The organism is Kineosporia sp. NBRC 101731, from assembly GCF_030269305.1.
Taxonomy (GTDB): domain Bacteria; phylum Actinomycetota; class Actinomycetes; order Actinomycetales; family Kineosporiaceae; genus Kineosporia.
Genome location: NZ_BSTC01000006.1, coordinates 228,819 through 252,780 on the forward strand (window position 1 = coordinate 228,819; position 23,962 = coordinate 252,780).

Consider the following 23,962-nt stretch of genomic DNA (forward strand, 5'->3'; position numbering starts at 1 on the left):
GTGAGCTTAAGTTGCGTCTGGGGCATCCAGGAAAAATCCCGGGACCTGCCCGGATTCCGGGCCGGAGATTTCCGTCATTCTTGCGCCTTCGGGCGAGTCATCAGCACGGGCACCAGGCCCACCACGGTGATCACCACGACTGCGGATTGGTTCGACGAGATGACGAAGCGGGCACCGACCTCGGATGTACTCCTCCTGGCCGACCGGGTACGGGCGGCCCAGAGGGGTGACCGGGACGTTCTCGGGGAACTGATCGGGGAGCACCTCGTCATGCTCTACAACGTGGCCGGCCGGGCCCTGCGCGGGCACGCCGACGTGGACGACGTGGTGCAGAACACGCTCATCAGCGTGGTCGAGAACCTGCCGTCGCTGCGGGAGCCCGAGCGTTTCTCCGGATGGGTGCTGGCCATCGCCCGGCGGGAGATCGCCGACCACCTCCGGCGCCGGCGGGTGGCGGCGGAGCGCGGCCAGGTGCTGGACGAGGCCGCACCGGTGGCTGATCCCGGATCGGATTTCACCGAGCTGGCGATTCTGCGGCTGGGCCTGACCGGCCAGCGCCGGCAGGTGGCCCAGGCGTCGGACTGGCTGGACCCGGAGTCCCGGTTCGTGCTGTCGCTGTGGTGGCTCGAGCTGATCGGGCAGATCACCCGGGCCGACCTGAGTACGGCGCTGGGCACGAGCGCGGGCCACGCGGCCGTGCGGGTCCGGCGCATGCGCGAGCAACTGGAGACCTCCCGTGAGATCGTCGGCGCGCTGCAGACCCGGCCGGGATGCCCGGACCTGCCGGCCCGGCTGGACGGCTGGGACGGCGTACCCGGTCCGGTGTGGCGCAAGCGGCTGGCCCGGCATCTGCGGGACTGCCGGTACTGCACGGGTCATCGCCCGGCGCTGGTACCGCCGGAGCGGCTCCTGGCCGGGCTGGTCATGCTTCCCCTCGCGTACTCGCTGACCGGCTTGCCCTCGGTGCCGGCGATCCTGGCCGATTCGTCCATGACCGGGGCAGCATCAACCGGGGCAGCCGGGGGCTGGCTGGGCGGCTCGGTGGTCGGGAAGCTCGTGGCGGTGGTCGCCGGGGCGGCGGTGGTCGCGGGCGGGGCTGCTGTCGTCACGCATCGGGATCCGCCCACCACCGGCCGGCCCGACCGGGTTCCGGTCGCCGTCGCGCCGACCCAGGCGGTCACGCCGACCCAGACGGCCACGCCGGTCACGGCGGCCACATCCATCACGCCCACGACGGCGCAGCCGTCACCCAGCCGCACGACCACGGCTCGTGACCCGCGTCCACCATTACCGCTCTACGGCACCACGGTGGACCGCGCCGAACCGGCACCGCCGGCGAACGTCCGCCCGCAGCCGCTGCCGGTCCGCCCGGAGGGCACCCTCGAGGTCGCGGCCAGCGGCGACCTCGACCCCCGGCCGGACGTGACGTCTCTCGTGCACCGGGGCGAGTGGGTGACCTTCCGCGGACGCGGGTACGTCCGGGTCGAGACCGCGATGGCGATCACCGAGCGCGTCGGCGCCGTGACCATGCCGTCGTGGACCGGGTTGCGGGGCAAGCTGTTCCATGTCGCGTCCGGTCGTGGTTACCGTCTCGACGACCAGATCCCCGACCGGCCGGAGGGTTACACCTGGATGGGTGACCCGGAGCACGGTCAGGCCGTTCTGCCGGCCGGGGCGCAGCAGATGTGGGGCTGGGAGTACTACTACCTGGACGGCGAGGTCACGTTCACGTCCAACGAGGCAGGCGCGGACTACAACCTCTACGTGCACATCGTGGACCGCGCGACGATCGACGACGACCTGCTGACGGCTCCGGACCCGGAACAGGGCCGGGTGCGGTACGGGCTCAACCGCGATGTCGGCACGAACGCCGCGCCGGTGCCCCAGTACGTCACCCGCGCCGACCCGCCCGACCCGGCGACCGTGCCCCGCCGGAGCCGGGTCAGTGGATGAGAGGCCCCGCGACCGGTCCGTCGCGGGGCCCCATCCCTCAGCGCCGGCTCTGACGCTTCGTCTTCGTCAGGGGACGGGTGAACATCAGCGTCCCGAAACCCAGCTGGTCATAGCCGCCGCTGGCCGAGCCGTAGTCACCCCCGCCCCCTTCGGCGCGGATGCTCTTCGCCATCGCGGTGACGTTCGGGGCGGCCAGCCCGCGCCGGTTGACGTAGTGGTGGAAGACCTGTTCCCAGACCGGGCGCACCTCTCCCCGCCCGGCGGGGGAGATCACGCTCTGGGTCCGCCGGGCCCCGGTGACGCCGGTGCCCCACTCGTAGGTGGTGAAGGGCACCTCGTTGCCGAGGTTGTAGCGGGCCACGTACTCCGCCCCCTTGAGGAACCGGTTGTCGTCGAAGCCGTACAGGTCCACGCCCTGGTTCCAGGCCATCTCGCAGATGGCGCCGAGCAGGCCGACGCCCATGATGCTGTGGCCCTGGTCGCGGCCGCTCTCCTGCCACTGCCCGAGCTCACCGTGCAGGAAGGGCACGGCGTGGGGGATCGAGCCGTTGCCGGGCCCGGTCTTCAGATAGGTGACGGCGCGGTCGAACAGGCTCCGGTCGTCGCACAGGATGCCGATCGCCATCACCGAGGCGAGGTTCGACAGGTCCCAGTTGGCCCAGTAATTCGTGATGTAAGCGTCGTTGTGCCTGGTCAGGAACTGGTCGTTCAGCGGGTAGAAGACCTTCGTGAGAAGGCTCTGGGCGCCCGCCAGGTCGAAGCCCTGGTAGCCGCGGAGCAGTTCGGCCGTGTTGGCCAGCTGATAGCCGTAGATCCCGGCCGCGAGGAACCGGTCGGCGTTCCCGGTGACCTGTTTCAGGTTCGACGACCAGGCGTTCAGGATGCCGACGGCGGCCAGGGCGTGCGCCGGGTCGTCGGTGATCCGCCAGCGCAGCGCGTTCTGGTAGGCGGCGTGCACATCGATGAAGAACTGGGCGTAGTTCTGCCCGGCACCGCCACGCACCACGGTCGCCAGCGGCCGGGGCTTCCAGGTCGCGTGCGAGCGGCCGTTGGCGGTCAGGCGCTGCCAGCCGGCGGTGACGACGGCGTCACCGGCCGCGATACTGCTGCGGATCCGGGTGAAGTCGGCCTTCGTGTGCAGCAGACCGGGATGGGCGAACGTCGCGGCTGTCGCCGCTGTCGTGGCCGCCGGCTCTACCGCCGCTGCCGGTCTCACCGCCACGCCGACGGCGGCCGCGGTCCCGAGGGCCCCGGCACCGAGGAGCAGGTTGCGGCGGGTGACGGATACTGATGAACGCATGGAGGTCATCTCTCGCAGGGGGACACGGTCATCAGGAACGACCGTCCGGGTCCCACCGGAATGACAGAAACTGGGAAGCTGTTTTCCGGTAGCGGGACTGAGGGAGAGAAAACCATGGGCACATCACCGATCGCGGTCACGGGATCGACCGGCCGGCTCGGGGGAAGGGTGGCCCGCCACCTCGCCGAAGCCGGCGCCACCCAGCGCCTCCTGGTGCGCGATCCGGGCCGGGCACTCCAACTGCCGGACTCCAGCGTCCACCCGTTCAGCTACACCGACCGGCAGGCGGCGACGAGTGCCCTGGACGGGGTCGCGGTGCTCTTCATGGTCTCGGCGCCCGAGAGCCAGGAGCGACTCGACCTGCACCGCTCGTTCATCGACGCGGCGGCCGCGGCCGGGGTGCCCCACATCGTCTACACCTCGTTCGTCGGCGCGGCCGCCGACGCGACCTTCACCCTGGCCCGTGACCACCACGTCACCGAGGAACACATCAAGGCCAGCGGTATGCGCTGGACCTTCCTGCGCGACAGCTTCTACCTCGACCTGGCCGCGAACCTGGCCGGTGACGACGGGGTGATCCGCGGCCCGGCCGGCCAGGGACGCTGCGCCTTCGTCGCCCACACCGACGTCGCCCGCACCGCCGCCGCCGTCCTGCTCTCCCCGGAACAGCACCAGGACCGGCAGTACGACCTGACCGGGCCGCAGGCCCTGACCCTCGTGGAGGTCGCCGAGACCGTCAGCGCCGCCCGGGGCCGGTCCGTCGTCTTCCACGACGAGACGATCGAGGAGGCCTACGCCTCACGGGCCGGGTACGGGGCGCCGGACTGGCAGCTCGATGCCTGGGTGAGCACCTACACGGCCATCGCCGGCAACGTCATGGCCCCGGTCAGCCCGGCGATCGAGGACATCACCGGCACCGCCCCGATGAGCCTGGCCGAGTACCTGAAGCAGGACTGAGACGCGTCAGCCGTCGGCTGGTGGTACCAGCCGGACCCGTTGCCGCGTGGTCAGACGGGGCACGTGGCGGGTTCCCTCTGGGCCGGCCCGGCGAGTCGCCAGAAACAGCGCGCGGAATGGATCATTCCGTAGACCGGGATCAACGACAGGACGAAACTGAACCAGCTCCGGCTCTCGACCCCGCAGATGACGGCGATGGTCAGGTAGGCGAGGCCACCGATCGTGTCTCTGGTCAGCTGCCCGAGATCGAGCCATTCCCCGAGGTGGCGGGGGCCGATCGTGGCGAGGGCCCAGAGAGCCACCCACAGGAGAACGCAAAGGCCGCGCCGGGCATAGACCTGCGGGGTGATGTCCACGTCGGGTCGGCTCATTTCGGGACGAGGGCCGGGGTGATCAGAGTAAGGGCCTCACCGAGCTTTCGGTGCAGGGGCTCGTGCCGGGTTCATCGCCGCAGGTCACCGGACCGATCGATCAGGTCCGGAACAAGAGCGGCGAAGAGCCTGTCGTAGCAGGCGTCCGGGCAAGGCCGGTCGCCAGATGTGCGCGACCGGCCTTTTCCGGGGGTGGCGACGTCAGCCGGCGGCCGAGGGGGTCGGGGTGATGCCGTGCAGGGCGTCGGTGACGGAGGCCGGGACGGGCTGGTCGAGCATCTCGCAGATGGTCACGTCCTCGGCGGCGAAGGCGACCTGGGCGTAACGGTTCACGCCGTCGTTGGCCTTGGTGTCGCTGGGCTCGGCGGTGGTGTCGCTGACCGCGGTGCGCCGGCCGTCCTCGGTGGCCACGGCGGTGCTGTGGTGGCCCAGGGTGTCGCCACCGTGGCCCCAGACGGTGCCGCACGCGCCGTCGATGCGGAACAGGCCCAGACCGTAGCCGCCCTTGATCGGGTAGTCGGCCGGCACGTCGACCGTCTTCTTCATCTGGTTGAGCTGGTGCTGGGAGAACAGTTTTCCGCTCAGGACACCGGAGAAGAAGCGGGACAGGTCGTTCGCGTCGGACACGATCGCGCCGGCGGCACCGCCCCAGCCACCGATGGGCCAGGTGGACGTATCGACCTTCGTCGGGGTGGCGCCCGAGAAGTTGACCGCGTACCCGTGGGCGTAGCCGGGCCCGGTGTTCGTGGCGCGCGGGTCGGCGTAGTAGGTGTGCCGCAGGCCCAGGGGCTTGGCGATGCGCTGCTGTACCAGGTCGGGCAGGGACTTGCCGGTCTGCTTCTGCAGGATCAGGCCGATCAGCGTGTAGTTGGTGTTGGAGTACGACCAGCTCGTGCCCGGGGCGAAGTTCGGGTCGTGCTTGAACGCGACGTCCAGCAGCTCCTGCTCGGTCCAGACGCGCTGCGGGTCTTCGGTCAGCTGGGCGAAGAAGTCCTCGTCGCCGGTGTAGCTGAACAGGCCGCTGGTGTGGTTGAGCAGCATCCGGACGGTGATGTTCTTCCCGTTCGGCACGACGCCGGGCAGGTACTTCGCGACCGGGGCGTCCAGGCGCAGCTGATGCCGGTCGACCAGCTGCAGGGCCAGGGCCGACATGAAAGTCTTGGTGTTGCTGCCGATCTCGAACTGGTCGCGAGTGGTGAGCGGGCGTCCGGTGGCGATGTCGGCGAGCCCGGCGACCGTGAACGCGGTGCGGTGGCCGTCGTCGATCCGGGCGACGTAGCCGGGGGCGCCGGAGGCCAGCACCTGCTCGGCGACGTCGCGCATCGGGCTCTGGCGGGCCGGGGCCGCAGTGCCGGCCGAGGCTGCGGTTCCGGCCGAAGCTGCGCCCGCCGCGGCGATCGCGCCCGAACCGGCCAGAACAGCGGCACTGAGCGCGACCGCCGTGCGGCGACGCGGGCCGGCGGGCTTCCTGGTGGCGGTGTCTGTCGTCATGCGTCCAGCCTGTCGCGATCGTCCCTGGCGATCATTGCCACAGGCTGCCCACCCGCCCGGGTGCTGGCCGCACCCCGCCTGGTGGTGCAGGCACTACCTGAACCGGTGAAGGCTCAGGTCACAGGCCTGCCCACTTCTGGTGCCCTGCCCCGGTGCAGGTCCAGATCTGCAGGGTGGCGCCATTGGTGGTCGAGCCGTCCCGCACGTCGAGGCACTTGCCGCTGGCCTTGTTCACCAGGTTGTGCTCGGAGTACGTCCACTGCTGGTTACCGGATCCGTAGCAGTCCCACAGTTGCACGGCCGTGCCGTTCGCGGTGCCGTTGTCCGTGACGTCCAGGCACTTGCCGAGCGCGCGCACCGTACCGTCGGCCGGGTGCGTCCACTGCTGGTTGGCGGCCCCGAAGCAGTCCCACATCTGTGGGGTGGCCCCGTCGGCGGTCGAGCTGTCGGCGACGTCGAGACATTTGCCGCCGAGCCCGGTGATCCGGGTGCCCGCGGTGCCGGTGGACGCCGTGGTGGACGCAGTCGCGGACGGGGTGGGTGTCGTTGCCGGGGTGCCACCGGGCCAGGTGAACGTGGCCATCGATCCGGCCGGCAGGCGGTACCCGAAGAGCTTGCCCCGGTAAGAGACCTGGAAGTTCTGCGCGCCACCGGTGTTCACGGCCACCAGTGCGACCGTACCGTCCGGGTTGCGGAAGGCCACGTTCTCGATGCCGCCCTGCTTCTGCGCGGTCGAGGCGATGCGCACGGCACAGGGCTTCACGAACTTGCTCAGGTGACCCAGCACGTAGTACTCGGCGTTGTACGAGAACTTTCCGCCGTCGACGGTGACCACCCCGGTGCAGTTCTGGCAGCTGCCGATCTGCGGACCGTGATCGGCGTCGAGCGCGATGTTCCAGGTGGCGACCGTGCGGGCCCAGTTGCGGGTCGCGCCGATGGCCAGGTTACGACCCTGCCACCACAGGCTGTCGCCGAAGGTCTTGGAGGTGTCGGCAGATTCGGTGCCGGAGCACTCGGTGAAGAAGATGTCTTTCTGCGGTGCGGCGTCGTGCACGGTGCTCTGGCCCGTGGGATCGCCCTCGTAGCAGTGGAATGCCGTGCCGGCCACGTTCGCCCCGGTCGCGGCCAGCACGGCCTCGGGGTAGACCGGGTCGTTCCAGTTGTGGTCGTAGCCGAGGATCTTCGTCGTCAGCCCGGCGGCCGCCAGTCGGGGCGCCAGCGCATTGATCACCGAGGCCTCGAGTGAGGCCGGGATCTTCATGCCCGGGTATCCCGGCGGCTGGAACTCCGGCTCGTTCTGAACACTCAGGTAGGAGAGGGGAACCCCGGCCGCCTGGTACGCCTTCGCGGTCTTGACCAGATAGTCGGCGTAGGCGCCGACGCTGCTCGCGGAAAGGGTTCCCCCGACCAGCTGGGCGGGAGTCTTCATCGAGGCCGGCGCGCTCCACGGCGTTCCCATGTAGGTGATCTCGGGGTTGAGCGTCTTGGCCTGCTTCAGCAGCGGCAGGATGTAGTCCTGGTCGTGCGCGATGGAGAAGCCTTTGCCGTCGTCGTAGGTGTAGAACGACCGGGAGTAGTCGCTCGCGCCGAGCGGCTGGCGCAGGAAGCTCAGGCCGATGCCGGAGTCCGGGTCGAACAGTTTCTTCATGACGGTGTCGCGAGCGGTCGAGGTGAACACGTTGTACGCCGCGGAATCGGTGAACGAGGCCCCGAAACCGACCATGCTCTGATAGGTCGTCTCCGGGTCGACCGTGATGACCGGCCCGGAACCGGCCGTTCCGAAGGGCACCGCCGCCTGCCGGGCCAGCAGGTTCGTCCGGTCGGGGGTGGTCAGCCAGACGTTCGCGTTCACCTCGGCCGCCGACGAGGACAGGCTCATGGTGACGAGATATCCCGTCACGACCGCCGCGACCGTCGTGATGCTGCCCGCGAACAGGCTCCGGCGGTTTCGGCGGCGCCAGGATGCAGCGGATGACACTTCTCGGTTCCCTTCATCGACGGCTTCGTCCCGTCCGCCGATGCTGGCCGCTGCACCGTGGCGGTGCCTTAAAACAGTTTTGGGTCTGGACCAAATCCAGCCCCGGCCGGTCTTCGATCAGTGATCGGGATGGGGTGCGGCCGTCACCGGCGAAAGTGGAAGAGAAATTCAACTTGAGAATCCAGTTTCCACTTAGCTAGGGTCGGGGCATGCCCGAGAGTTCCGCGGTCCTGCGCCGCGATGCCGAGCGCAATCGGCAACTGCTGCTGCGCACCGCCTCTGACCTCATGGCCGAGGCCGGGCTCCAGGTGTCCTACGAGGACATCGCCCGGGCCGCCGGTACCGGGATGGGCACGGTGTACCGCCGTTTTCCGCAACGTCAGGATCTGATCGACGCACTGTTCAGTGAGCACGTCGACATGGTGATGGGGCTGGCGGAGGAGGCTGCGCTCCAGGACGATGCCTGGGCCGGCCTGGTCTGGTTCCTCGAGCGGCAACTGGAACGCGAGGCCGCCCATCGCGGGCTCAGTGAACTTCTGCGGGGCCGGGAGCAGTCGTCCGACCTGGTGGTCCAGACCCGGGCCCGGATGACACCGATCATCACCGACCTGATCGCCCGGGCGGTGCGGGCCGAACAGCTACCCCCGGGGGTGGTTCCGGGTGACTTCGTGGCGGTGCACCTCATGGTCGGCAGCATTCTGGACGCTTCCCGCGCCTTCGACCCCGACCTGTGGCGCCGGGCCCTGCAGATCGGGCTGGCCGGCCTGCGCCATGCCGATCTACCCGACCCGGCCCCCGGCAACGACATCATCGACCGTCTCTACGGCGACTACCGGAAGTGAAGGTCCAGCCCATGTCCGCACTGCCCCAGAACCTGCTCGACGTCCTCTCCGGACCGGCCATCTGCTTCGTCACCACGCTGATGCCGGACGGTGCCCCGCAGATCAGCCAGACCTGGGTGGACACCGACGGCGAGCACCTTCTCGTCAACACGGTGGACACCCATCAGAAGATGCGGAACATCCGGCGTGACCCGCGCGTGGCCATCGGCATCACCGACCCGCAGGCGCCGTCCCGGTCCTGGGCCCTGCGCGGGACCGTGGTCTCCGAGAGCACCGAGGGCGCGGAGGCCCACATCGACAAGCTCGCGCAGAAGTACCTCGGCCGCCCCTATCCCTGGTGGGGTGGCCGCGACCAGCAGCGGGTCCTTCTCACCGTGAAGATCGACAAGGTGCACACCCCCGGCTGAGGGGTCTGGTCTCAGGGCAGGTTGGCCAGGCTGTTGCGGCGTTGCGCCCCGGCGACCAGGTTGACCGCGCCCAGCACCACCGCGCCGGTGCCGGCGAACAGGCCGAGCGTCAGCAGGGGAGTGGTCAGCGACGCGTCGGGGAAGTAGAGCACCCGCCGCAGCAGGGTGGCACCGGCGCCGGGAGGCAGTACCTGACCGAAATCACGCCACGCGACCGGCATCATGGGCAGGGCGGTCGCGGCGCCGCTGATCGGGGTGCCGAGCAGGAAGTACAGCACACCCCCGACACCGGCCCCGGCACTGCCGATGAGGGAGACCAGGGCGCTGACCGAGGCGGTCACGGCAAGATTGATCAGCGCCAGGCAGAGAGCCAGTTTCCAATAGTGGACGTGGTTCCCGACACCGAATGCGTGGGCGAGGGTGGAGATTCCGGCTCCCACCACGAGGGCGTACAGCACCAGGAAGAGCACGGGGAGCTCACCGCGGGCCCAGTTGGCGCGATACCGCGGTACCAGCCGCCCCAGCCCCACGGAGCCGATCGTGCCCACCAGCACGACGACCTGGAGCAGAATGGCCAGGCTGCCGCCCGCGGAGTCGCCGGCGGGAAGCGGGCTGATCTCGCTCACCGTCGTCGGCCCGCCGGAGGTCCCGTCCGACGTACTGAACATCGCGGTGAGGGCCGCGGCGACCTGGGGCGAGGCCGCCGTGGACTTCAGCAGTTCGGTGCTGTCGATGCCCGTGACGACCGCGCCGTAGGTGTCCAGCCGCCGGATGCCCTCGACGGCCTGTGCCCGGCTGCCGTAGGTGACGAGATCGAGCGCGCTGCCCGCCTGTTCGGCCATCGCGGTACGGCCGGACTCCGCCCCCACGTAGCCCAGCGGCAGACGGTGCGGCCGTGGCGCGTGGGAGATGCTCAGCAACGCCGACCCGAGCAGGGTCAGGATGGCGACGCCGAGCGCAGCGATGATCGCGGCGCGGACCCAGAAGTGCATCTCTCGGGTCTTTTCCGCCGCGGGCGGAAGAATCTGCCCGCTGTCCTCGTCCGGAGCGTACTCGCCGGGCTGGGCCACCGTACCCATGAGCTCGCCTTCCTCGGGGATCGGTCAGGACGATGCTGGCAGTCCGGGGGCTGCGCGTCAGTTCGGGCTCACCCGTTGGGCGGCAGGCACCGCGGTATCGCGCCGGTCGCTACTGGCGGTTACTCACAGCTAGCTCCGGCCTCCAGGGTTGTCGTACTTCTCCTGGTCAGTTCCTGTTCAGGTCCTGGTCAAGTCATGATCAGAGCCTTCGTCCACCACGCCGACAGGCGCTCCGTCCTCAGCAGCGATACGTTCCGTGGCGGTGCCTCGTCCGTTCGGGCGGGACCGGGGGCGGCTCGAGACCGCGGGCCCCGCCGATGTGGCACTGAAGCGGGAGCACCGGGAAACCCGGGGTTCGGGCACGAAGGGTCTACCAGTGAGAATTGCGTTGTTGGCCCACCTGCACCATCCGATCGCCGAGCCCTTCGCCGGCGGCATGGAGATGCATACCCACCTGGTGGCTGACGAACTCGTGCGGCGGGGGCACGACGTGACCCTGTTCGCCCGGGAGAACAGCTCGACGTCGGCCCGGCTCGAACCGATCCTCGACGACAGCTTCGTGTACGGGGCGGTGCGGCACAGTCACAGCCGCGACGAGGTGCTGGACACCGCCATGCGCCGCGCCCTGGCCCGGATCGAGGACGGCGGCTTCGACCTCGTCCTCAACAACTCGCTGAGCCCGCTGCCCTACCGCGACCTCGCCGGCCACCCGATGCTCACGGTGCTGCACACCCCACCCACGCTCGAGAAGGTCAACGCCGTCATCGAGGCCCCGGGCTGGGAGCCCGGGCCCCGGCACGCGTTCGTCGCCGTCTCGCGCTTCACCGCGATGGCGTGGCGCTCGCTGCTGCCGGAGGTGGGGGTCGTGCCCAACGGCATCGACCTGGACCAGTGGCGCGCGGTGGCCGGCCAGGAGCGCGGTCTGGCCGTCTGGTCGGCCCGGATCACGCCGGAGAAGGGTCTGCACCTGGCGATCGACGCGGCCCGGGCGGCGGGTATGCACCTGGAGTTCACCGGCATCGTGGGTGACCCGCAGTACTTCGAGGACGAGATCAGGCCGCGCACGGGCCCGGACGTGCGCTACCGCGGCCACCTGACCCACGAGCAGCTGGCCTCCCAGATGTCGAAGGCCGAGGTGTTCCTGGCCACCCCGCTGTGGGACGAGCCGTTCGGCCTGGCGATGGTCGAGGCGATGGCCTGCGGCACCCCGGTGGCGGCGCTGCCCAACGGAGCCTGCCCCGAAGTGGTCCTGCCCTCGGGCGGAGCCGTGGCCGACAAGGCCTCGGTGGACGGCCTGGCCGCCGCGATCGACGTGGCCCGCACGATGAACCGCCGCAAGGTCCGGCGCCACGCGCGGCGTTACGACGCCCGCACCATGATGAATCAGTACGAGGCCCTGATGCTGGAACTGACCGGGACTTCCCAAGCCGTTTCCGCCGTGGAATCCGCTGTGGGCGCCGGCCCCCTGCCCGACGCGCTGAGCGCCTGAGGCGCACCCGTGAGACCGATTCTGTACTACGTCCACCATCAGGGTCTGGGGCACTGGCGACGCGCCCTGGCCGTGGCCGGAATGCTCGAGCGGCCCGTGGTTCTCGCCTCCTCGGGGCCGCCGCCGGGGGAGTTGCCGGCGACGTGCCGCCACCTCCGGCTGCCGCTGGACTGGTCCGATCGCGACTACGGTGACGGGGCGGGGAACGATGCCCATGGTCAACTGCATTGGGCTCCGCTGCACGAAGACGGTCTGCTGCACCGGCATCAGATGCTGCTGGATGCGGTGGCCCGCTACCGCCCGCTCCTCGCGGTGGTCGACGTTTCGGTCGAGGTGACCGTTCTGCTGCGCACCAGTGGGGTTCCGGTGGTGGCGGTGCGTCAGCCCGGACTGCGCGACGACCCCGCGCACGCCCTGGGTTTCGCCCTGGCGGACGAGGTGGTCATGCCGGTGCCGCAGTCCTGGGGGCTGCACACCGGTCGGCCGCGTACGCGGGCGGTCGGGTTGGTGAGCGGCGCTCGCCGGGTGGTGGCCGAGTCCGACGATGGAGGACGCCCGCGGGCGGTGGTCCTCGTGGGTTCGGGTGGTTCGCGGCTGGGTGCGAAGGCGTGTGCGCAGATCGCGGCCGGGCTCCCCGGCCACGATGTGCACGTGCTGGGGCTTTCGGGGCCCACTGCTGCGAATCTGAGCTTTCGGGGCCGGATCGAGGACGTGGGGACGGAGTTGGGCGCGGCCCACGTGGCGATCGGGAACACCGGTCTGGGAACCCTCGGCGATGTGGTGGCAGCCCGGAGACCGTTCGTGGCGCTGCCCGAGGAACGTCCGTTCGGGGAGCAGGAGGCCACCGCCCGGGCCCTGGAGGCAGCGGGGGATGCCGTGGTACTGACCCGGATGCCCGGGCCGACCGGGTGGGCGCAGGCCGTGGCCCGCGCCACCACGCCGCCCGCCCTGGTCGCGGACGGCGCCGAACGATTCGCCCGGCTGCTCGAAGAGCGTTGCCGCACGGTTGATCCGGTGGCGGTGACGGTCGGATGACCGGCCTCGCGGTGGTCACCATCGTGGCCGGACGACGCGGTCACCTGACCCATCTGCTCGAAGGGCTGCAACACCAGACCCGTCCGGCGGACGAGCTGGTGATCGTGCGCATGGACGACGAGACCGTCACTCTGCCCAGCCGCCCGGCGCGGCGGGTGACCGTGGTCGATCTGCCGCCCGAGAACGGGCATCTGCGCCTGGCCGCGGCCCGCAACCTGGGGGTGCGCACGAGCGACGCCCAGCACGTCGTGCTGCTGGACGTCGACTGCATCCCCGGGCGGCGTCTGGTCGAGACCTACGCGGACGCCCTGGAACGGGTGGACGGACTGGTCACCGGGCCGCTGCGGTATCTCGCCGAGGGAGCCGTGCGCAGCGGCTGGAGCGAACCGCACCTGCGCCGTCACTCCGAGCAGCACCCCGCCCGCCCGGCGCCCGAGCCGGGACGGCTGGTGCGCGACGACCGGCACGAACTGGCGTGGACGACGTCCCTGGCCCTGCGACGGGACTCGTTCGACCGGATCGGCGGTTTCGACGAGCGCTTCAGCGGGTACGGCGGCGAGGATACCGATTTCGCGGTCCGGGCCGAGCAGGCCGGACTGGGCGTGTGGTGGAGCGGTGACGCGGTGGCCTACCACCAGCACCACGCGAGCCAGAGCCCACCGTTGCCGCACCTGAACGACATCGTTCGCAATGCAGGTCTTTTCGCCGAGCTGCACGGCTGGTACCCGATGCGCGGGTGGCTGGAGGAGTTCCGCCGGCGTGGCCTGATCGACTTCGACCCCGACGCCGGGCTGCTGCGGGTCCGCTGAACGGGTCGATACCCTCGCGGTATGGACAAGCGCGCAGAACTGGGCACCTTCCTGCGCCGGCGCCGGGAGACGGCGCCGCCCCTGGTCGCGGTCCGGGCCGGTTCACGCCGTCGTACGCCCGGGCTGCGCCGCGAAGAGGTCGCCGAGCTCGCGAACATCTCCACGGTCTACTACGAGCGGCTGGAACAGGCCCGCGGATCGCTGCCGTCCGCCCCGGTGCTGGCCGGTCTGGCTCACGCCCTGCGGCTGGAGGACGACGCCCGCGACCACCTCTACCGCCTGGCCGGGCATGCTCCGCCGGCCCGGCCCCGGACCGGCGAGGACGTCGATCCGGCCCTGGACTACGTGATGGACGCGGTGGCCGGCACCACCCCGGCCTCCATCACCGACGGCCTCGGTGACGTGCTGAAGCAGAACCGGCTCAACCGGGAGCTGCTCGGGGATGTGACCGGCCTGCCGGGCTGGGAGGCGAACCTGACCTGGCGCTGGTTCACCTCACCGGCCTGGCGCGACCTGATGGAACCCCGCGACCAGCACGAGGCCTCCGGTCTGGCCTACGCCGCCGACCTGCGGGCCGGCCTGGCCCGGCGGGAGCCGGACGCCCGGGCCGCGGCCCTGCTGGCCGACCTGCTCGCCACCAGCGAGGAATTCGTCGAGGCGTGGGACCGGCACGTGGTGTCGGCGCTGCACTGTGCGGCCAAGGTGATCGAGCACCCGGAGGTCGGGCGGATCGACCTGGAGTGTTCCGTCATCACCAGTCCGACCTCGTCGCAACGCCTTCTGCTTCTGAAGCCCACACCCGGCACCCCGAGCGCCGGGCGGATCGCCCGGCTGGCAGCCCCGTACAACTAGTGCGTGGTTAGGCTTCGGCCGGCTTCCTAGGGTGGGCGCATGCGAAACGTCATTCTCGTTCACGGGCTCTGGCACGGCAGCTGGTGCTGGAGCCTCGTCGCCGAGCACCTGGCCGCCCGGGCCGTTCCCTCGATCGCCGTCGACCTCGACGGGCACGGCCTGAACTGCAGGTCCCCGAAATCCCGCTGGGCCCGGCCCTTTGATGCCACGGCGTTCGCCACGGAGCCCTCACCGGTCGCCGCCGTGACCGCGTCGTCCGCCGCGGCCGCGCTGGTGGCGCAGATCCGCCGGATCGGGGGCGGGGAGCCGTGTGTCGTGGTCGCCCACAGCATGGGCGGGATCGTCGCGACCCTGGCGGCCGAGCTGGAACCCACCCTGTTCTCGCACCTGGTCTACGTCACGGCCTTCGCGCCCGTCAGTGGTCTCCCGGGGGCCGCCTACATCGCCTTTCCCGAGAACGCCGGGGAAACGGTGGGGCCGCTGCTGCGCGGAGACCTGTTCGCCACCGGGGCACTGCGCCTGGATCCCGCGGACCCCGAGCTGAGCGGTGCCGTACGCGAAACGTTCTACGGTGACGTGGAACCCGCCACCGCACAGGCGGCCCTGGCGCTGATCACCCCCGACGGCCCGGCCGGGATCGCCGGCGAGACCTTCACCGTGACCCGGGAACGCTACGGATCGGTGCCGCACACCTACGTCGTCTGCACCCAGGACACCGCGATCCGGCCCGATCTCCAGCGCCGCTTCGCCCGCGAGATCGATGCTGTCTCCTCCACCCCCACCACCGTCGTGGAGTTCGACAGCTCGCACTCGCCGTTCATGTCGATGCCGGAACCGCTCTCGGAGGTCATCGCCGCTCTCTGGTGACGCCCGTCACCAATTCTTGAAACTCACATGGATGTGAGGTTCTAGCGTGGTCGTATGACCAGTCCACGAACCATCATCATCACCGGGGCCAGCGACGGGATCGGGGCTGCCGCGGCCCGGCAGCTGGCGGCGAAGGGGGAGCGGGTCGTGATCGTCGGACGCTCTCCGGGCAAGACCCGCGAGGTGGCGCAGGCGGCGGGCGGTGCGCCCTACCACCTGGCCGATTTCACCGATCTGTCCCAGGTGCGCCGGCTCGCCGCCGAACTGCTCGACACCTACCCACGCATCGACGTCCTGGCCAACAACGCGGGCAACAACTTCCGGCACGAGACCACCCGGGACGGGTTCGAGAAGTCGATGCAGGTCAATCATCTGGCCCCGTTCCTCCTGACGACCCTGCTGCTGGACCGCCTCGTCGCCTCCCGGGCCGCCGTGCTCCAGACCGCGAGCGAGGCCGCGCGCATCTACGGGAACCTGGATCTGGGCGACCTAGCCAACGAGAAGAAGTGGACGGCCGACAAGGCCTACGGCGACAGCAAACTGGCCAACATCCTGTTCACCCGGGAGCTGCACCGCCGCTATCACGACCAGGGCATCAGCACGGTCAGCTTCCACCCGGGCAACGTGGCCACGAACATGGGCCAGGACACCAGCAGCCCGACGCGGTTCATCTGGCGCACGAAGATCGGCCAGGTGCTCGTGCTGAGCAAGCCCGAGGTGGGCGGCCGGACGCTGGTGCGGTACATCGACGGTACGCCGGGCATCACCTGGGAATCGGGCGCCTACTACGTGGTCGACAAGGCACCGAGGAAGACGCATCCGCAGATCCACGACGCCCGGCTGGCCCGGGACCTGTGGGAGCGCAGCGAGCAGCTCCTGGCTCAGGCCTGATTCTGCTGAGCCTGATTCTTCCGCAGCTCTTCCTCGAGCACGGTCAGGGCCCGGGTGGCCGTGTCACCGTGGGCGGGGATGTACTGCAGCACCATCCACTCGTCCTCCTTGTTCCACAGCCCCAGGCCCTTCACCCCGCGGTGCTCGAACCGGTCGATGTGGATCCAGGCGATCCGGCGGCTGCCCAGGTCGTTGCGGTTAACGAGCTGGTAGCCGTCGCTGTACACACCGTTGCCCAGGGCCCGGACGGTGACGGCGAGCCAGAAGGCCGTGAGAATCGCGGCGACGACCGCGGCCGGGACGTAGCCCTCGGTCAGGAGGGCGATGACACCCAGCACTCCGATGACGGAGATGGTTCCGTAGACCATGGCCACCCGGCGCGGCGCCGGAACGATTCTCTTGCCCGTGTTACTCATGCCCCAGATCTTGCCGAACCGCCGGGTGGAGGGCCGAGCCGGGTCGGTCCGGCGGCGTGTCAGGCCAGCGCGGTGACGATTGCGCCGGTGATCACGCTGCAGGCGATGAAGTACGGGGCATTGAGCGCGGTGTAGCGGAACGGGTGGGGAAAGTTCGGGTTGATCGCGATGTTCAGGGTCTGGGCCGCTAGATACCCGACGCCGACCACGAGGCCGAACAGCAGGCCGGTGCCGATCTCGGTGATCCGCAGGCTGTTCAGCAGGACCGAACTGGTGAGCACGACCAGGAGGGTGGAGACGAACTGCCCGGCGAAGGCCGATGCGGGCGGCTGCCAGGCCGGCTCGTTCTCACGGCCCATCACGGCGGCGTACGGCTTGGCCACGACGACGGTGAAGTAGAGGCCGCCGAGCAGGGTGCAGGCCACGGTGGCCACGATGACGGCGATCGGGTTGATGCCGAAGTCCAGCGACACGAGTACTCCTGAGATCTGAAGGCCGGCGGTTCTGCCGGTGCGACGACAATCTCAGGGGTAGCGGTCAGATTCTGTCCTCTATGTGGTCCTGTCGGGGGAGCAGGAAGACCGCTGACACCAGGATGAGACCGCCCATGATCGCCGAGGCCGGGCCCGGGCGGACGAGATCCGCCAGCGGGCCGGCGATCAGGGGGCCGAGGCCCTGCCCGGTCATCATCCCGACGCCCAGCAGCCCGAAGCCCAGGGCCTCGCGCCCGGTGGGCAGCGCCTCCCGGAACCGGCCCTGCCCACCGATCTCGAAGGCGAGGCCGATGCTCGCCACGGCGATGAGTGCGGCCGCAAACGGGGCCGGGGGACTGGCCACGAGCGGGAGCAGGGCCGCACCCAGAAGAAGAAGCAGCCCGGGCACGAGTTTTTCGCGCGTGGGCGGACCGGCCAGCCGGCCCACCGCGGCCGCTCCCACCATCGCGCCGAGCGGCGCCGCGGCCATCAGGGCCGACGCCGCCAGGCCACCCGCCCCGGAGCCGGCCGCGTAGGGCACGGCCAGCGACTCGACCCCGGCGAGGAGGGCGAACGGCACCCACCAGAGCAGCAGGAGGGACCGGATCGTGCTCAGTGAGAACAGTTCCCGGTACCCGCGCACGGTGTCCCCGGGGGCCCAGCGGGTGTGGCCTCGCGCCGGTACCGACGGCAGGCCGACGGTGCTCAGCAGGGCCGCGCCCGCCTGTATCGCAGCGGCCAGCAGCAGGACCCAGGTGGTGCCGAGCGTCTGCAGCACGACACCACCCACGGCCAGCCCGAGCAGCTGGGCGACCATCGACGTGATCGTGAACAGCGACTGGCCGAGCACGTAACGGTCGCCGGTGAGGAGTTCGGTCACCACGCCGGACTGCGCGGAGCTGAAGAGGGGATGGACCAGCGCAACGGTCGTCACCACCACGAAACCGGCTGCCGCACCTGAATGACTGGTGGACGAGAGGGCCAGCAGGGCGCTGCCGCTCGCCCGGACCAGGCCACCGGTGGCGATCAGGGGCCGGGCCGGGAGGCGGTCGGCCAGGGACGGGAGCAGCAGCCCACCGACGACACCGGGCAGGAACCCGGCGGCGAAGGCGGCGGACGACCAGGTGGACGAGCCGGTCGCGTCGAAGACGAGCACCGAGAAGGCCAGGATCTGCAGCGAGATGCCGAGCACCGTCAGGGTGGTCGCACCGAACAGGGCGGCAAAACCCGGTACGGCGAACACCTCCCGATAGGTGGTGCGGGTGTCAGTGCTCATGACGATCAATCTGGCACCGGTGTGGGGGCCGGGCTAATGTTTCGGATATGAGCGAAACATCGCTGCGCATCACGGTGGACGCCGACGACATCGCGTCGTCCCGGTTCGCCGTCTCCCCGGCCGGGGAGACCGTGCACCTGGTCGCGATGCTCGCCCGGCGGCGCACCGGGCACCCGCCCCTGCTGCGGCGTTTCGCCCGTCGGTGGGGCACGATCCGGAACGATCCGGGGGTGCGTGCCCTGGCCTCGCTGCAGCGGCAGCACGAGGGCGTCGACTTCACCTCGCCGCCTCCGGCGGGGATGGGGCAGACGATTCAGGACGATCTCGCGGCGGTGCGGTCGGGGTCCGTCGGGGCGGCCCGCGAGGAGATGGCCCAGATCCTCGGGCCTCCTGGTCCGGAGACAGGGGACGATGCGGTGGCCTCGGTTCTCGGTGCCCCCGATGTGCTCGACCAGTTGGCCGACGCGGTCGAACGGGCCTGGGACGTGCTGCTGCGCCCCGAATGGCCGCGCCTGCTCGCGGTGTTACAGCGTGACGTGCAGCACCGGGCCGGGCGGCTCGTGGCCCTCGGCTGGGCCGCCGGCCTGGAGGGCGTTCATCCGCGGCTCGGCTGGCACGGCGGTCAGATCCGCCTGTCGGGACGCCCGGACGAGACGGTCTCGCTCGCCGGGCGCGGCCTGCTCTTCGTACCCTCCGTGTTCCTCACCCAGGGCCTGGCCCTCAGCCTGCACGACCCGCGGCAGCCGATGATCCGCTACTCCTGCCGGGGCACGGCAACGCTCTGGGAGAGCCGGCCGCTCCGTTCACCAGCCCTGGCGCCCCTGATCGGCGGTACCCGCGCGCGGCTCCTGGAGACCCTGGCCGACCCGGGTTCCACCACCCAGATCGCCGGCGTGCTCCAGGCGTCCCTCGGGGCCACGGGCGGTCATCTTCGAGTGCTTCTGGACGCGGGTCTCGTCACTCGTGAGCGGGTGGGCCGGTCGGTGGTGTACCGGCGCACGGAACTGGGCGACAGCCTGGCCGGGAGCAATCGAGAGTCATAGAACTCCGGGGAGTGGGGGCACCTCCCGGCCGAAGGCGGGGGGATTTGCATGATCACGAACGAAGACGTTCGTGGGCGCGGGCGGCAGTGGCGTGGAAAACGGCCGGGTCGTTCAGGGCCCGGGCCAGGATCAGGGCTCCTTGCAGGGTGGCCACCGTGTCGGCGGCGAGTTCGCGGTCACCGGTCGCCGCCTCCAGGGCGTCGAGCCATTCGCTGAAGTAGGCGGTGATCACCTCGGCGAAGCGGTCGCGTTCCTGGCCGAGGGCGAAGGCGGCGAAGAGGCAGACCAGGTGGCGGGAGGCGAAATAGGTCTCGACGGCGGTGAACATGGCCGCCAGGCGCTGATCGGCGGGGCCGTCGGCGCGTAGCGGCCCGTAGACCTCCCGGCGGAACCAGTCGCCGACCTCGTCGAGCACGGCGCGGGCCATGTCCTCCTTCCCGCCCGGGAAGAAGTGGTAAAGGCTGCCCTTGCCCAGCCCGGTCTGTGCGGTGATCGCGGTCAGGCTGGCGCCCTCGTAGCCGTGGAGGCGGAAGGTCGTGGCGAGAGCCAGGACGGCGTCGGCCCGGTCGGCCTGAACGCGCGCCATCTACAGGCCCAGGTCGCTGAGGCCGGGGTGGTCGTCGGGCCGGGAGCCGGAGTGGTCCCAGTGGAAGAGCCGGTCGGTCTCGGCGATGGCCACGTCGTTGATGCTCGCGTGCCGTTCGGCCATGAGGCCCTCGGCGTCGAAGTGCCAGTTCTCGTTGCCGTAGGAGCGGAACCACTGGCCCTCGCCGGAGCGCCACTCGTAGGCGAAGCGCACCGCGATGCGATCGCCGGTGAAGGCCCACAACTCCTTGATCAGCCGGTACTCGTGCTCGCGCTCCCACTTGGCGGTCAGGAACGTGACGATCTCCGGACGGCCGGTGAGGAACTGCGAGCGGTTCCGCCAGCGACTGTGGGGGGTGTAGGCCAGGCTGACCCGCTCGGGATCGCGGCTGTTCCAGGCGTCCTCGGCCAGGCGGACCTTGGTGACCGCGGTGTCGGCGGTGAAGGGTGGGAACGGCGGGCGGGGCATGGTTTCTCCTCAGCAGCAGATGACTGTACCGAACGGTACAGTGATCGGGGCGAAGAAAAAAGGCCGGGAGCCCGACGTGGGCTCCCGGCCTTTCGACCCGGATCAGATCACGGCTGCTCAGCGGCCGTTGCCGCCACCGCCGGCGTTACCGCCACCGTTGCCACCGGTGTTGCCGCCCGTACCCGTGCCGCCGCCGGCGTTGCCCCGGCCCCCACCGGTGGTGCCGCCCTTGTCGGTCTTCGGCTTCTGGATCTGGGGTTCCGCACCGACCAGGCTGCTGTCGGCGCTCGGGAACCGCTCGACCTTCTTGCCCTGGAGCGCGGTCGTCATGATCGACTTCCAGATCGGCCCACCGATGGAACCACCGTAGACGTTCGCCCAGTAGTGGCCGTTGACGGTGACGCCCAGCATGGGCTTGCGCTGCCCGTTGACCGTCTGCGGGCCGACCCACACGGCGGTCGCCAGCTGCGGGGTGTACCCGGCGAACCAGGTGTCCTGCGAGTTGTTGGTCGTACCGGTCTTGGCCGAGGCCGGCTGCCCGTTGGGGAGCCCGCCCAGGTGGGACGCGGTACCGGTGGTGAAGGCCCGGCTCAGGCCCAGCGTGACCGTGTTGGCGATGTTGGCCGGGATGGTCTGCTTGCAGTCCTTCTTGGGGATCTTCAGGGCCTTGCCGTTGCGGTCCTTGATCGAGGTGACCGCCCGCGGCTTGCAGTACTTACCGCTCGCGGCGAACGTCGCGTAGGCGTTGGCCATGGTCAGCGGCGACTGGTTGGCGACACCCAGCACGACCGAGGGGATGCAGTAGGGGATCTTCGTCGTCAGGTGCTTCTTCTCGGATCCGTCGCACCCGTCGTCCTGCGGTGCGGCCAGGTGCATGCCCAGAGCAGCGGCCATGTCCGACACGTCGCACAGGTCGAGCTGCTGTTCCATCCGGATGTAGGCGCCGTTGATGGACTTCGCCGTCGCGTTCCAGACCGTCAGGCTGCCCTTCGCGCCACCGTCACCGGAGTTGACAAAGTTCCAAATATTCGTGGACCGGAGGTTCGAGCCGCAGCTCTTGAATGAACTCTGGGCGATCGAGCCCGGCGACCCGTCGATCACCGAGTTGAGCTTGCGCCCCGACTTCAGCCAGGTGGCGAGCACGACCGGCTTGAACGTCGAGCCGGTGAGGAAGCCGGAAGATCCGCCGTACTGGTAGTCGGTCGAGTAGTTGACCGTGGTGTTCTTCCGCCCCTCGTTCACGTTGTAGTACTTGTTCTGGGTCATCGAGAGGATGTTGCCGGTGCCCGGCTCGACGGTGACCGCCGCCGTGGCGACGTTGCTCGGGTCGCTCGGCGGGATCGCGTTCTTGGCCGCGTTCCAGCTGGTCTTCAGCAGCTTCGGGCTGAGCGTGGTCTGGATCGTGTAGCCACCCCACTTGAGGGCCTTCTGCCGATCTTCCACGGTCTTGCCGAGCGACTTGAAGTCATTGCTCTTGGTGATGATGTTGTAGACGTAGTCGCAGAAGTAGGCCCGCAGCCCGGCGTTCGCGCAGCCCTGGTAGATCGGCGTGATCTTCGGCCGGAGCTTGGTCTCGATCGCCTTGTCGCGCGTCTCCTCGTCGATCATCTTCTGCGCGAACATCTTGTTCAGCACGGTGTTCCGACGGGTCTCGGCGGCCTTGAGCTTGCTCTTGTCGGAGATGTCGAACTGGGTCGGCGACTGGATCATGCCGGCGAGCATCGCGGCCTGCGGCAGGGTCAGCTTCTTGGCCGAGGTGTTGAAGTAGTAGTGCGAGGCCGCCTCGATGCCGTACACCTGCCCGGAGCCGAACCAGGCGATGTTCAGGTAGTCCTGGAGGATCTCCTTCTTGTCCTTGCGCTGCTCCAGGGCCGAGGCGAGCCGGATCTCCTTGAGCTTGCGGGCGTTCGTCTGCACCGCGGCGGCGTCGACCCCCTCGGCGTTGCCGGCGAGGTAGGCCTGCTGCTGCAGCATGTTCTTGACCAGCTGCTGGGTCAGCGTGGAGGCACCCTGCGCGACACCACCGTTGATCTCGTTCACCAGCAGGGCGCGGATCAGGCCCTGCGGGTCGACACCGCCGTGCTCGTAGAAGCGCTCGTCCTCGATCGCGACGATCGCGTTCTGCATGAACGGCGAGATGTCGTCGAGTTTCACGAGTTCACGGTTCTGGTCGAAGAAGGTCGCGAGCACGGACCCGTCCGCCGCCAGAACGGTGGTGTTGGCCGCCATCGGCGTCTCTTGCAGGTCGCTGGGCAGCTCCTGGAAGGACTTGATGGCGCCGGTGGTGGCCATGCCCGAGGCGCCGATCGCCGGTACCGCTAGTCCGGCCGCGAGAATTCCCGCTACGAGACTGGTTACCACGAAGGCGCCCAACAGGCCCAGAACGTTCCGTGGGACAGGAGTCGGCGACATACGGCACACATTACGGGGCCCTAGCACTTTCATACCAAATCGCTAGTTCAGCAGGCTAAGTCGGCCGTCCGTGGATGAGATGGACCCTGCGTCATGGCCGATGACACTGCGCTGAAGGTGCGGCCCCGCACCCATCCGGCTCTCGATCATCGTGTGGCGCGCGGGGATCATGAGCATTGTCGAGCTGACCAGGTCATCGGTCGCCACCACGGTCGGGGACCGGGAGATGCAGCCGTCGTGCCCGGTGATTCCTGGGCCTCGGGATCAGGGTGAAAACGCTTGCCGGGGCCGTCATCAGAAGAGGCTACGGGCGGCGAAGATCACCCTCGGGAGCACGGTGCGGGCGCCTGGGTCTGCCGCCCGCTCGCCCGCCCCGCCGGCGGAGCGGGCCCGGTGGTTCGGCGTCGGGGGTGGAGTAGTGGTGAGCGAGGGCCCGCCTGCCGACATGCAAAACGTTATGACCGCATTCAGGATGGTCTGCGTGGCTGACCCGAGCGGATGGCCACCGAACAGAAGGAGCACAAGAAGGAACAGCCTCAACCGGATGCTCAGAAGTGCTCCAGCAAGATCCCCATCAGAGCGGTGAGCTGATCGCGCTGCTGCGGGTCCAGGCGGTCCATCGACGGTGACAGTTCCCGCCTGATCTTCGCGTAGACGATCTCGGCCAGTTCCAGGCCGGCTTCCGTCGTGAACACCTCGATCACCCGGCGGTCGCCCGGGCTCTTCTCCCGCGCGAGCAGCCCGCGCTTCTCGGCCCGGTCGATCAGTCCGGACAGGGTGGACTTGTCCAGGCCCAGGAATGCCGCCAGGTCGCTCATGCGGGCCCGGCGGTCGCGCAGGATGCCGAGCACCCGCAGCTGTGTCAGGGACAGATCGTGCTCGGCACCGACCCGGGTGAGCACGGCGGTGACGCGGAACGTGTTCTGGACCAGCGCGTCGAGCAGGGGGTCTTCGGGGGTCACGCAGC

At 69.7% G+C, this 23,962-nt stretch carries 23 protein-coding genes; 11 read left to right on the plus strand and 12 right to left on the minus strand.

Going from position 1 to position 23,962, the window contains the following annotated elements; translation table 11 throughout:
* The first annotated feature begins 126 nt into the window (after window positions 1–126).
* A complete protein-coding gene (locus QSK05_RS18850; RefSeq protein WP_285598554.1) occupies window positions 127–1,953 on the plus strand; it encodes an RNA polymerase sigma factor in 1,827 nt (608 codons plus the stop codon).
* Window positions 1,954–1,990: 37 nt separating this feature from the next.
* Here QSK05_RS18850 and QSK05_RS18855 read toward each other — a convergent pair whose 3' ends face one another.
* Window positions 1,991–3,253, minus strand: coding sequence for an alginate lyase family protein (locus QSK05_RS18855; protein WP_285598555.1), 1,263 nt, complete (start codon window positions 3,251–3,253; stop codon window positions 1,991–1,993).
* Window positions 3,254–3,367: 114 nt separating this feature from the next.
* Between QSK05_RS18855 and QSK05_RS18860 the strand changes: the two genes are divergently transcribed.
* Window positions 3,368–4,210: an SDR family oxidoreductase gene (locus tag QSK05_RS18860; protein WP_285598556.1), complete on the plus strand. Its 843-nt coding sequence runs from the start codon at window positions 3,368–3,370 to the stop codon at window positions 4,208–4,210.
* Between the two features lie 50 nt (window positions 4,211–4,260).
* On the opposite strand, the gene QSK05_RS18865 is transcribed toward QSK05_RS18860, so the two are convergent.
* The 3 genes from QSK05_RS18865 to QSK05_RS18875 form a co-directional block, all read right to left on the minus strand.
* A complete protein-coding gene (locus tag QSK05_RS18865; RefSeq protein ID WP_285598557.1) occupies window positions 4,261–4,581 on the minus strand; it encodes a hypothetical protein in 321 nt (106 codons plus the stop codon).
* A gap of 201 nt (window positions 4,582–4,782) precedes the next feature.
* Window positions 4,783–6,072 carry a serine hydrolase domain-containing protein gene (locus QSK05_RS18870; RefSeq protein WP_285598558.1) on the minus strand — a complete coding sequence of 430 codons (1,290 nt, stop codon included), beginning with the start codon at window positions 6,070–6,072 and terminating at the stop codon, window positions 4,783–4,785.
* 118 nt (window positions 6,073–6,190) lie between these two features.
* Complete coding sequence (locus tag QSK05_RS18875) at window positions 6,191–8,050, minus strand: RICIN domain-containing protein (protein WP_285598559.1); 1,860 nt, start codon at window positions 8,048–8,050, stop codon at window positions 6,191–6,193.
* 209 nt (window positions 8,051–8,259) lie between these two features.
* Between QSK05_RS18875 and QSK05_RS18880 the strand changes: the two genes are divergently transcribed.
* Window positions 8,260–8,892: a TetR/AcrR family transcriptional regulator gene (locus tag QSK05_RS18880; RefSeq protein ID WP_285598560.1), complete on the plus strand. Its 633-nt coding sequence runs from the start codon at window positions 8,260–8,262 to the stop codon at window positions 8,890–8,892.
* A gap of 11 nt (window positions 8,893–8,903) precedes the next feature.
* Entirely contained in the window at window positions 8,904–9,299 is a 396-nt protein-coding gene (locus tag QSK05_RS18885; protein ID WP_285598561.1) for a PPOX class F420-dependent oxidoreductase, read from the plus strand.
* Between the two features lie 11 nt (window positions 9,300–9,310).
* Here QSK05_RS18885 and QSK05_RS18890 read toward each other — a convergent pair whose 3' ends face one another.
* Window positions 9,311–10,378, minus strand: coding sequence for an ABC transporter permease (locus QSK05_RS18890; protein WP_285598562.1), 1,068 nt, complete (start codon window positions 10,376–10,378; stop codon window positions 9,311–9,313).
* Between the two features lie 376 nt (window positions 10,379–10,754).
* On the opposite strand from QSK05_RS18890, the gene QSK05_RS18895 reads away from it, so the two are divergent.
* Genes QSK05_RS18895 through QSK05_RS18920 form a run of 6 tightly spaced genes read left to right on the plus strand, consistent with a single transcriptional unit; the run spans window position 10,755 to window position 16,321 of the window.
* Entirely contained in the window at window positions 10,755–11,867 is a 1,113-nt protein-coding gene (locus QSK05_RS18895; protein WP_285598563.1) for a glycosyltransferase, read from the plus strand.
* 9 nt (window positions 11,868–11,876) lie between these two features.
* The gene (locus QSK05_RS18900; RefSeq protein ID WP_285598564.1) at window positions 11,877–12,902 is read left to right on the plus strand and encodes a hypothetical protein; all 1,026 of its coding nucleotides are present in this window, start codon (window positions 11,877–11,879) and stop codon (window positions 12,900–12,902) included.
* Window positions 12,899–13,711, plus strand: coding sequence for a glycosyltransferase family 2 protein (locus tag QSK05_RS18905; protein WP_285598565.1), 813 nt, complete (start codon window positions 12,899–12,901; stop codon window positions 13,709–13,711). The genes QSK05_RS18900 and QSK05_RS18905 overlap by 4 nt, the downstream gene beginning before the upstream one ends.
* Before the next feature lie 21 nt (window positions 13,712–13,732).
* Window positions 13,733–14,563: a helix-turn-helix transcriptional regulator gene (locus tag QSK05_RS18910; protein WP_285598566.1), complete on the plus strand. Its 831-nt coding sequence runs from the start codon at window positions 13,733–13,735 to the stop codon at window positions 14,561–14,563.
* A gap of 39 nt (window positions 14,564–14,602) precedes the next feature.
* Window positions 14,603–15,430, plus strand: a complete 828-nt coding sequence (locus QSK05_RS18915; RefSeq protein WP_285598567.1) for an alpha/beta fold hydrolase — start codon at window positions 14,603–14,605, stop codon at window positions 15,428–15,430.
* A 54-nt stretch (window positions 15,431–15,484) separates the two neighbouring features.
* Window positions 15,485–16,321 (plus strand): SDR family NAD(P)-dependent oxidoreductase, encoded by an 837-nt coding sequence (locus QSK05_RS18920; protein WP_285598568.1) that lies wholly within the window; start codon window positions 15,485–15,487, stop codon window positions 16,319–16,321.
* Here the strand turns inward: QSK05_RS18920 and QSK05_RS18925 are convergent.
* From QSK05_RS18925 to QSK05_RS18935, 3 genes are all read right to left on the minus strand, one after another.
* On the minus strand, window positions 16,312–16,737 hold the full coding sequence (locus tag QSK05_RS18925) for a hypothetical protein (RefSeq protein WP_285598569.1): 426 nt from the start codon (window positions 16,735–16,737) through the stop codon (window positions 16,312–16,314). The two genes, QSK05_RS18920 and QSK05_RS18925, sit on opposite strands and share 10 nt — an antisense overlap.
* Before the next feature lie 59 nt (window positions 16,738–16,796).
* Window positions 16,797–17,210: a DUF1761 domain-containing protein gene (locus QSK05_RS18930; RefSeq protein ID WP_285598570.1), complete on the minus strand. Its 414-nt coding sequence runs from the start codon at window positions 17,208–17,210 to the stop codon at window positions 16,797–16,799.
* A gap of 64 nt (window positions 17,211–17,274) precedes the next feature.
* Window positions 17,275–18,486, minus strand: coding sequence for an MFS transporter (locus tag QSK05_RS18935; protein WP_285598571.1), 1,212 nt, complete (start codon window positions 18,484–18,486; stop codon window positions 17,275–17,277).
* A gap of 47 nt (window positions 18,487–18,533) precedes the next feature.
* Here QSK05_RS18935 and QSK05_RS18940 point away from each other — a divergent pair, with 47 nt between their 5' ends.
* A complete protein-coding gene (locus tag QSK05_RS18940) occupies window positions 18,534–19,529 on the plus strand; it encodes an ArsR/SmtB family transcription factor (RefSeq protein ID WP_285598572.1) in 996 nt (331 codons plus the stop codon).
* A gap of 52 nt (window positions 19,530–19,581) precedes the next feature.
* Here QSK05_RS18940 and QSK05_RS18945 read toward each other — a convergent pair whose 3' ends face one another.
* The 4 genes from QSK05_RS18945 to QSK05_RS18960 form a co-directional block, all read right to left on the minus strand.
* A complete protein-coding gene (locus QSK05_RS18945) occupies window positions 19,582–20,115 on the minus strand; it encodes a TetR/AcrR family transcriptional regulator (RefSeq protein ID WP_285598573.1) in 534 nt (177 codons plus the stop codon).
* Window positions 20,116–20,583: a nuclear transport factor 2 family protein gene (locus tag QSK05_RS18950; RefSeq protein ID WP_285598574.1), complete on the minus strand. Its 468-nt coding sequence runs from the start codon at window positions 20,581–20,583 to the stop codon at window positions 20,116–20,118. It abuts the gene before it with no gap.
* A gap of 117 nt (window positions 20,584–20,700) precedes the next feature.
* Complete coding sequence (locus tag QSK05_RS18955; RefSeq protein ID WP_285598575.1) at window positions 20,701–22,995, minus strand: transglycosylase domain-containing protein; 2,295 nt, start codon at window positions 22,993–22,995, stop codon at window positions 20,701–20,703.
* Window positions 22,996–23,543: 548 nt separating this feature from the next.
* Window positions 23,544–23,957: a MarR family winged helix-turn-helix transcriptional regulator gene (locus QSK05_RS18960; RefSeq protein WP_285598576.1), complete on the minus strand. Its 414-nt coding sequence runs from the start codon at window positions 23,955–23,957 to the stop codon at window positions 23,544–23,546.
* Window positions 23,958–23,962 lie beyond the last annotated feature (5 nt).

Excerpts from the sequence above, each read along its gene's own strand:
- QSK05_RS18855 (WP_285598555.1), bottom strand. The coding sequence starts at position 3,253 with ATGCGTTCATCAGTATCCGTCACCCGCCGCAACCTGCTCCTCGGTGCC.
- QSK05_RS18860 (WP_285598556.1), top strand. The coding sequence starts at position 3,368 with ATGGGCACATCACCGATCGCGGTCACGGGATCGACCGGCCGGCTCGGG.
- QSK05_RS18865 (WP_285598557.1), bottom strand. The coding sequence starts at position 4,581 with ATGAGCCGACCCGACGTGGACATCACCCCGCAGGTCTATGCCCGGCGC.
- QSK05_RS18870 (WP_285598558.1), bottom strand. The coding sequence starts at position 6,072 with ATGACGACAGACACCGCCACCAGGAAGCCCGCCGGCCCGCGTCGCCGC.
- QSK05_RS18880 (WP_285598560.1), top strand. The coding sequence starts at position 8,260 with ATGCCCGAGAGTTCCGCGGTCCTGCGCCGCGATGCCGAGCGCAATCGG.
- QSK05_RS18885 (WP_285598561.1), top strand. The coding sequence starts at position 8,904 with ATGTCCGCACTGCCCCAGAACCTGCTCGACGTCCTCTCCGGACCGGCC.
- QSK05_RS18890 (WP_285598562.1), bottom strand. The coding sequence starts at position 10,378 with ATGGGTACGGTGGCCCAGCCCGGCGAGTACGCTCCGGACGAGGACAGC.
- QSK05_RS18905 (WP_285598565.1), top strand. The coding sequence starts at position 12,899 with ATGACCGGCCTCGCGGTGGTCACCATCGTGGCCGGACGACGCGGTCAC.
- QSK05_RS18910 (WP_285598566.1), top strand. The coding sequence starts at position 13,733 with ATGGACAAGCGCGCAGAACTGGGCACCTTCCTGCGCCGGCGCCGGGAG.
- QSK05_RS18915 (WP_285598567.1), top strand. The coding sequence starts at position 14,603 with ATGCGAAACGTCATTCTCGTTCACGGGCTCTGGCACGGCAGCTGGTGC.
- QSK05_RS18920 (WP_285598568.1), top strand. The coding sequence starts at position 15,485 with ATGACCAGTCCACGAACCATCATCATCACCGGGGCCAGCGACGGGATC.
- QSK05_RS18925 (WP_285598569.1), bottom strand. The coding sequence starts at position 16,737 with ATGAGTAACACGGGCAAGAGAATCGTTCCGGCGCCGCGCCGGGTGGCC.
- QSK05_RS18935 (WP_285598571.1), bottom strand. The coding sequence starts at position 18,486 with ATGAGCACTGACACCCGCACCACCTATCGGGAGGTGTTCGCCGTACCG.
- QSK05_RS18940 (WP_285598572.1), top strand. The coding sequence starts at position 18,534 with ATGAGCGAAACATCGCTGCGCATCACGGTGGACGCCGACGACATCGCG.
- QSK05_RS18945 (WP_285598573.1), bottom strand. The coding sequence starts at position 20,115 with ATGGCGCGCGTTCAGGCCGACCGGGCCGACGCCGTCCTGGCTCTCGCC.
- QSK05_RS18950 (WP_285598574.1), bottom strand. The coding sequence starts at position 20,583 with ATGCCCCGCCCGCCGTTCCCACCCTTCACCGCCGACACCGCGGTCACC.
- QSK05_RS18955 (WP_285598575.1), bottom strand. The coding sequence starts at position 22,995 with ATGTCGCCGACTCCTGTCCCACGGAACGTTCTGGGCCTGTTGGGCGCC.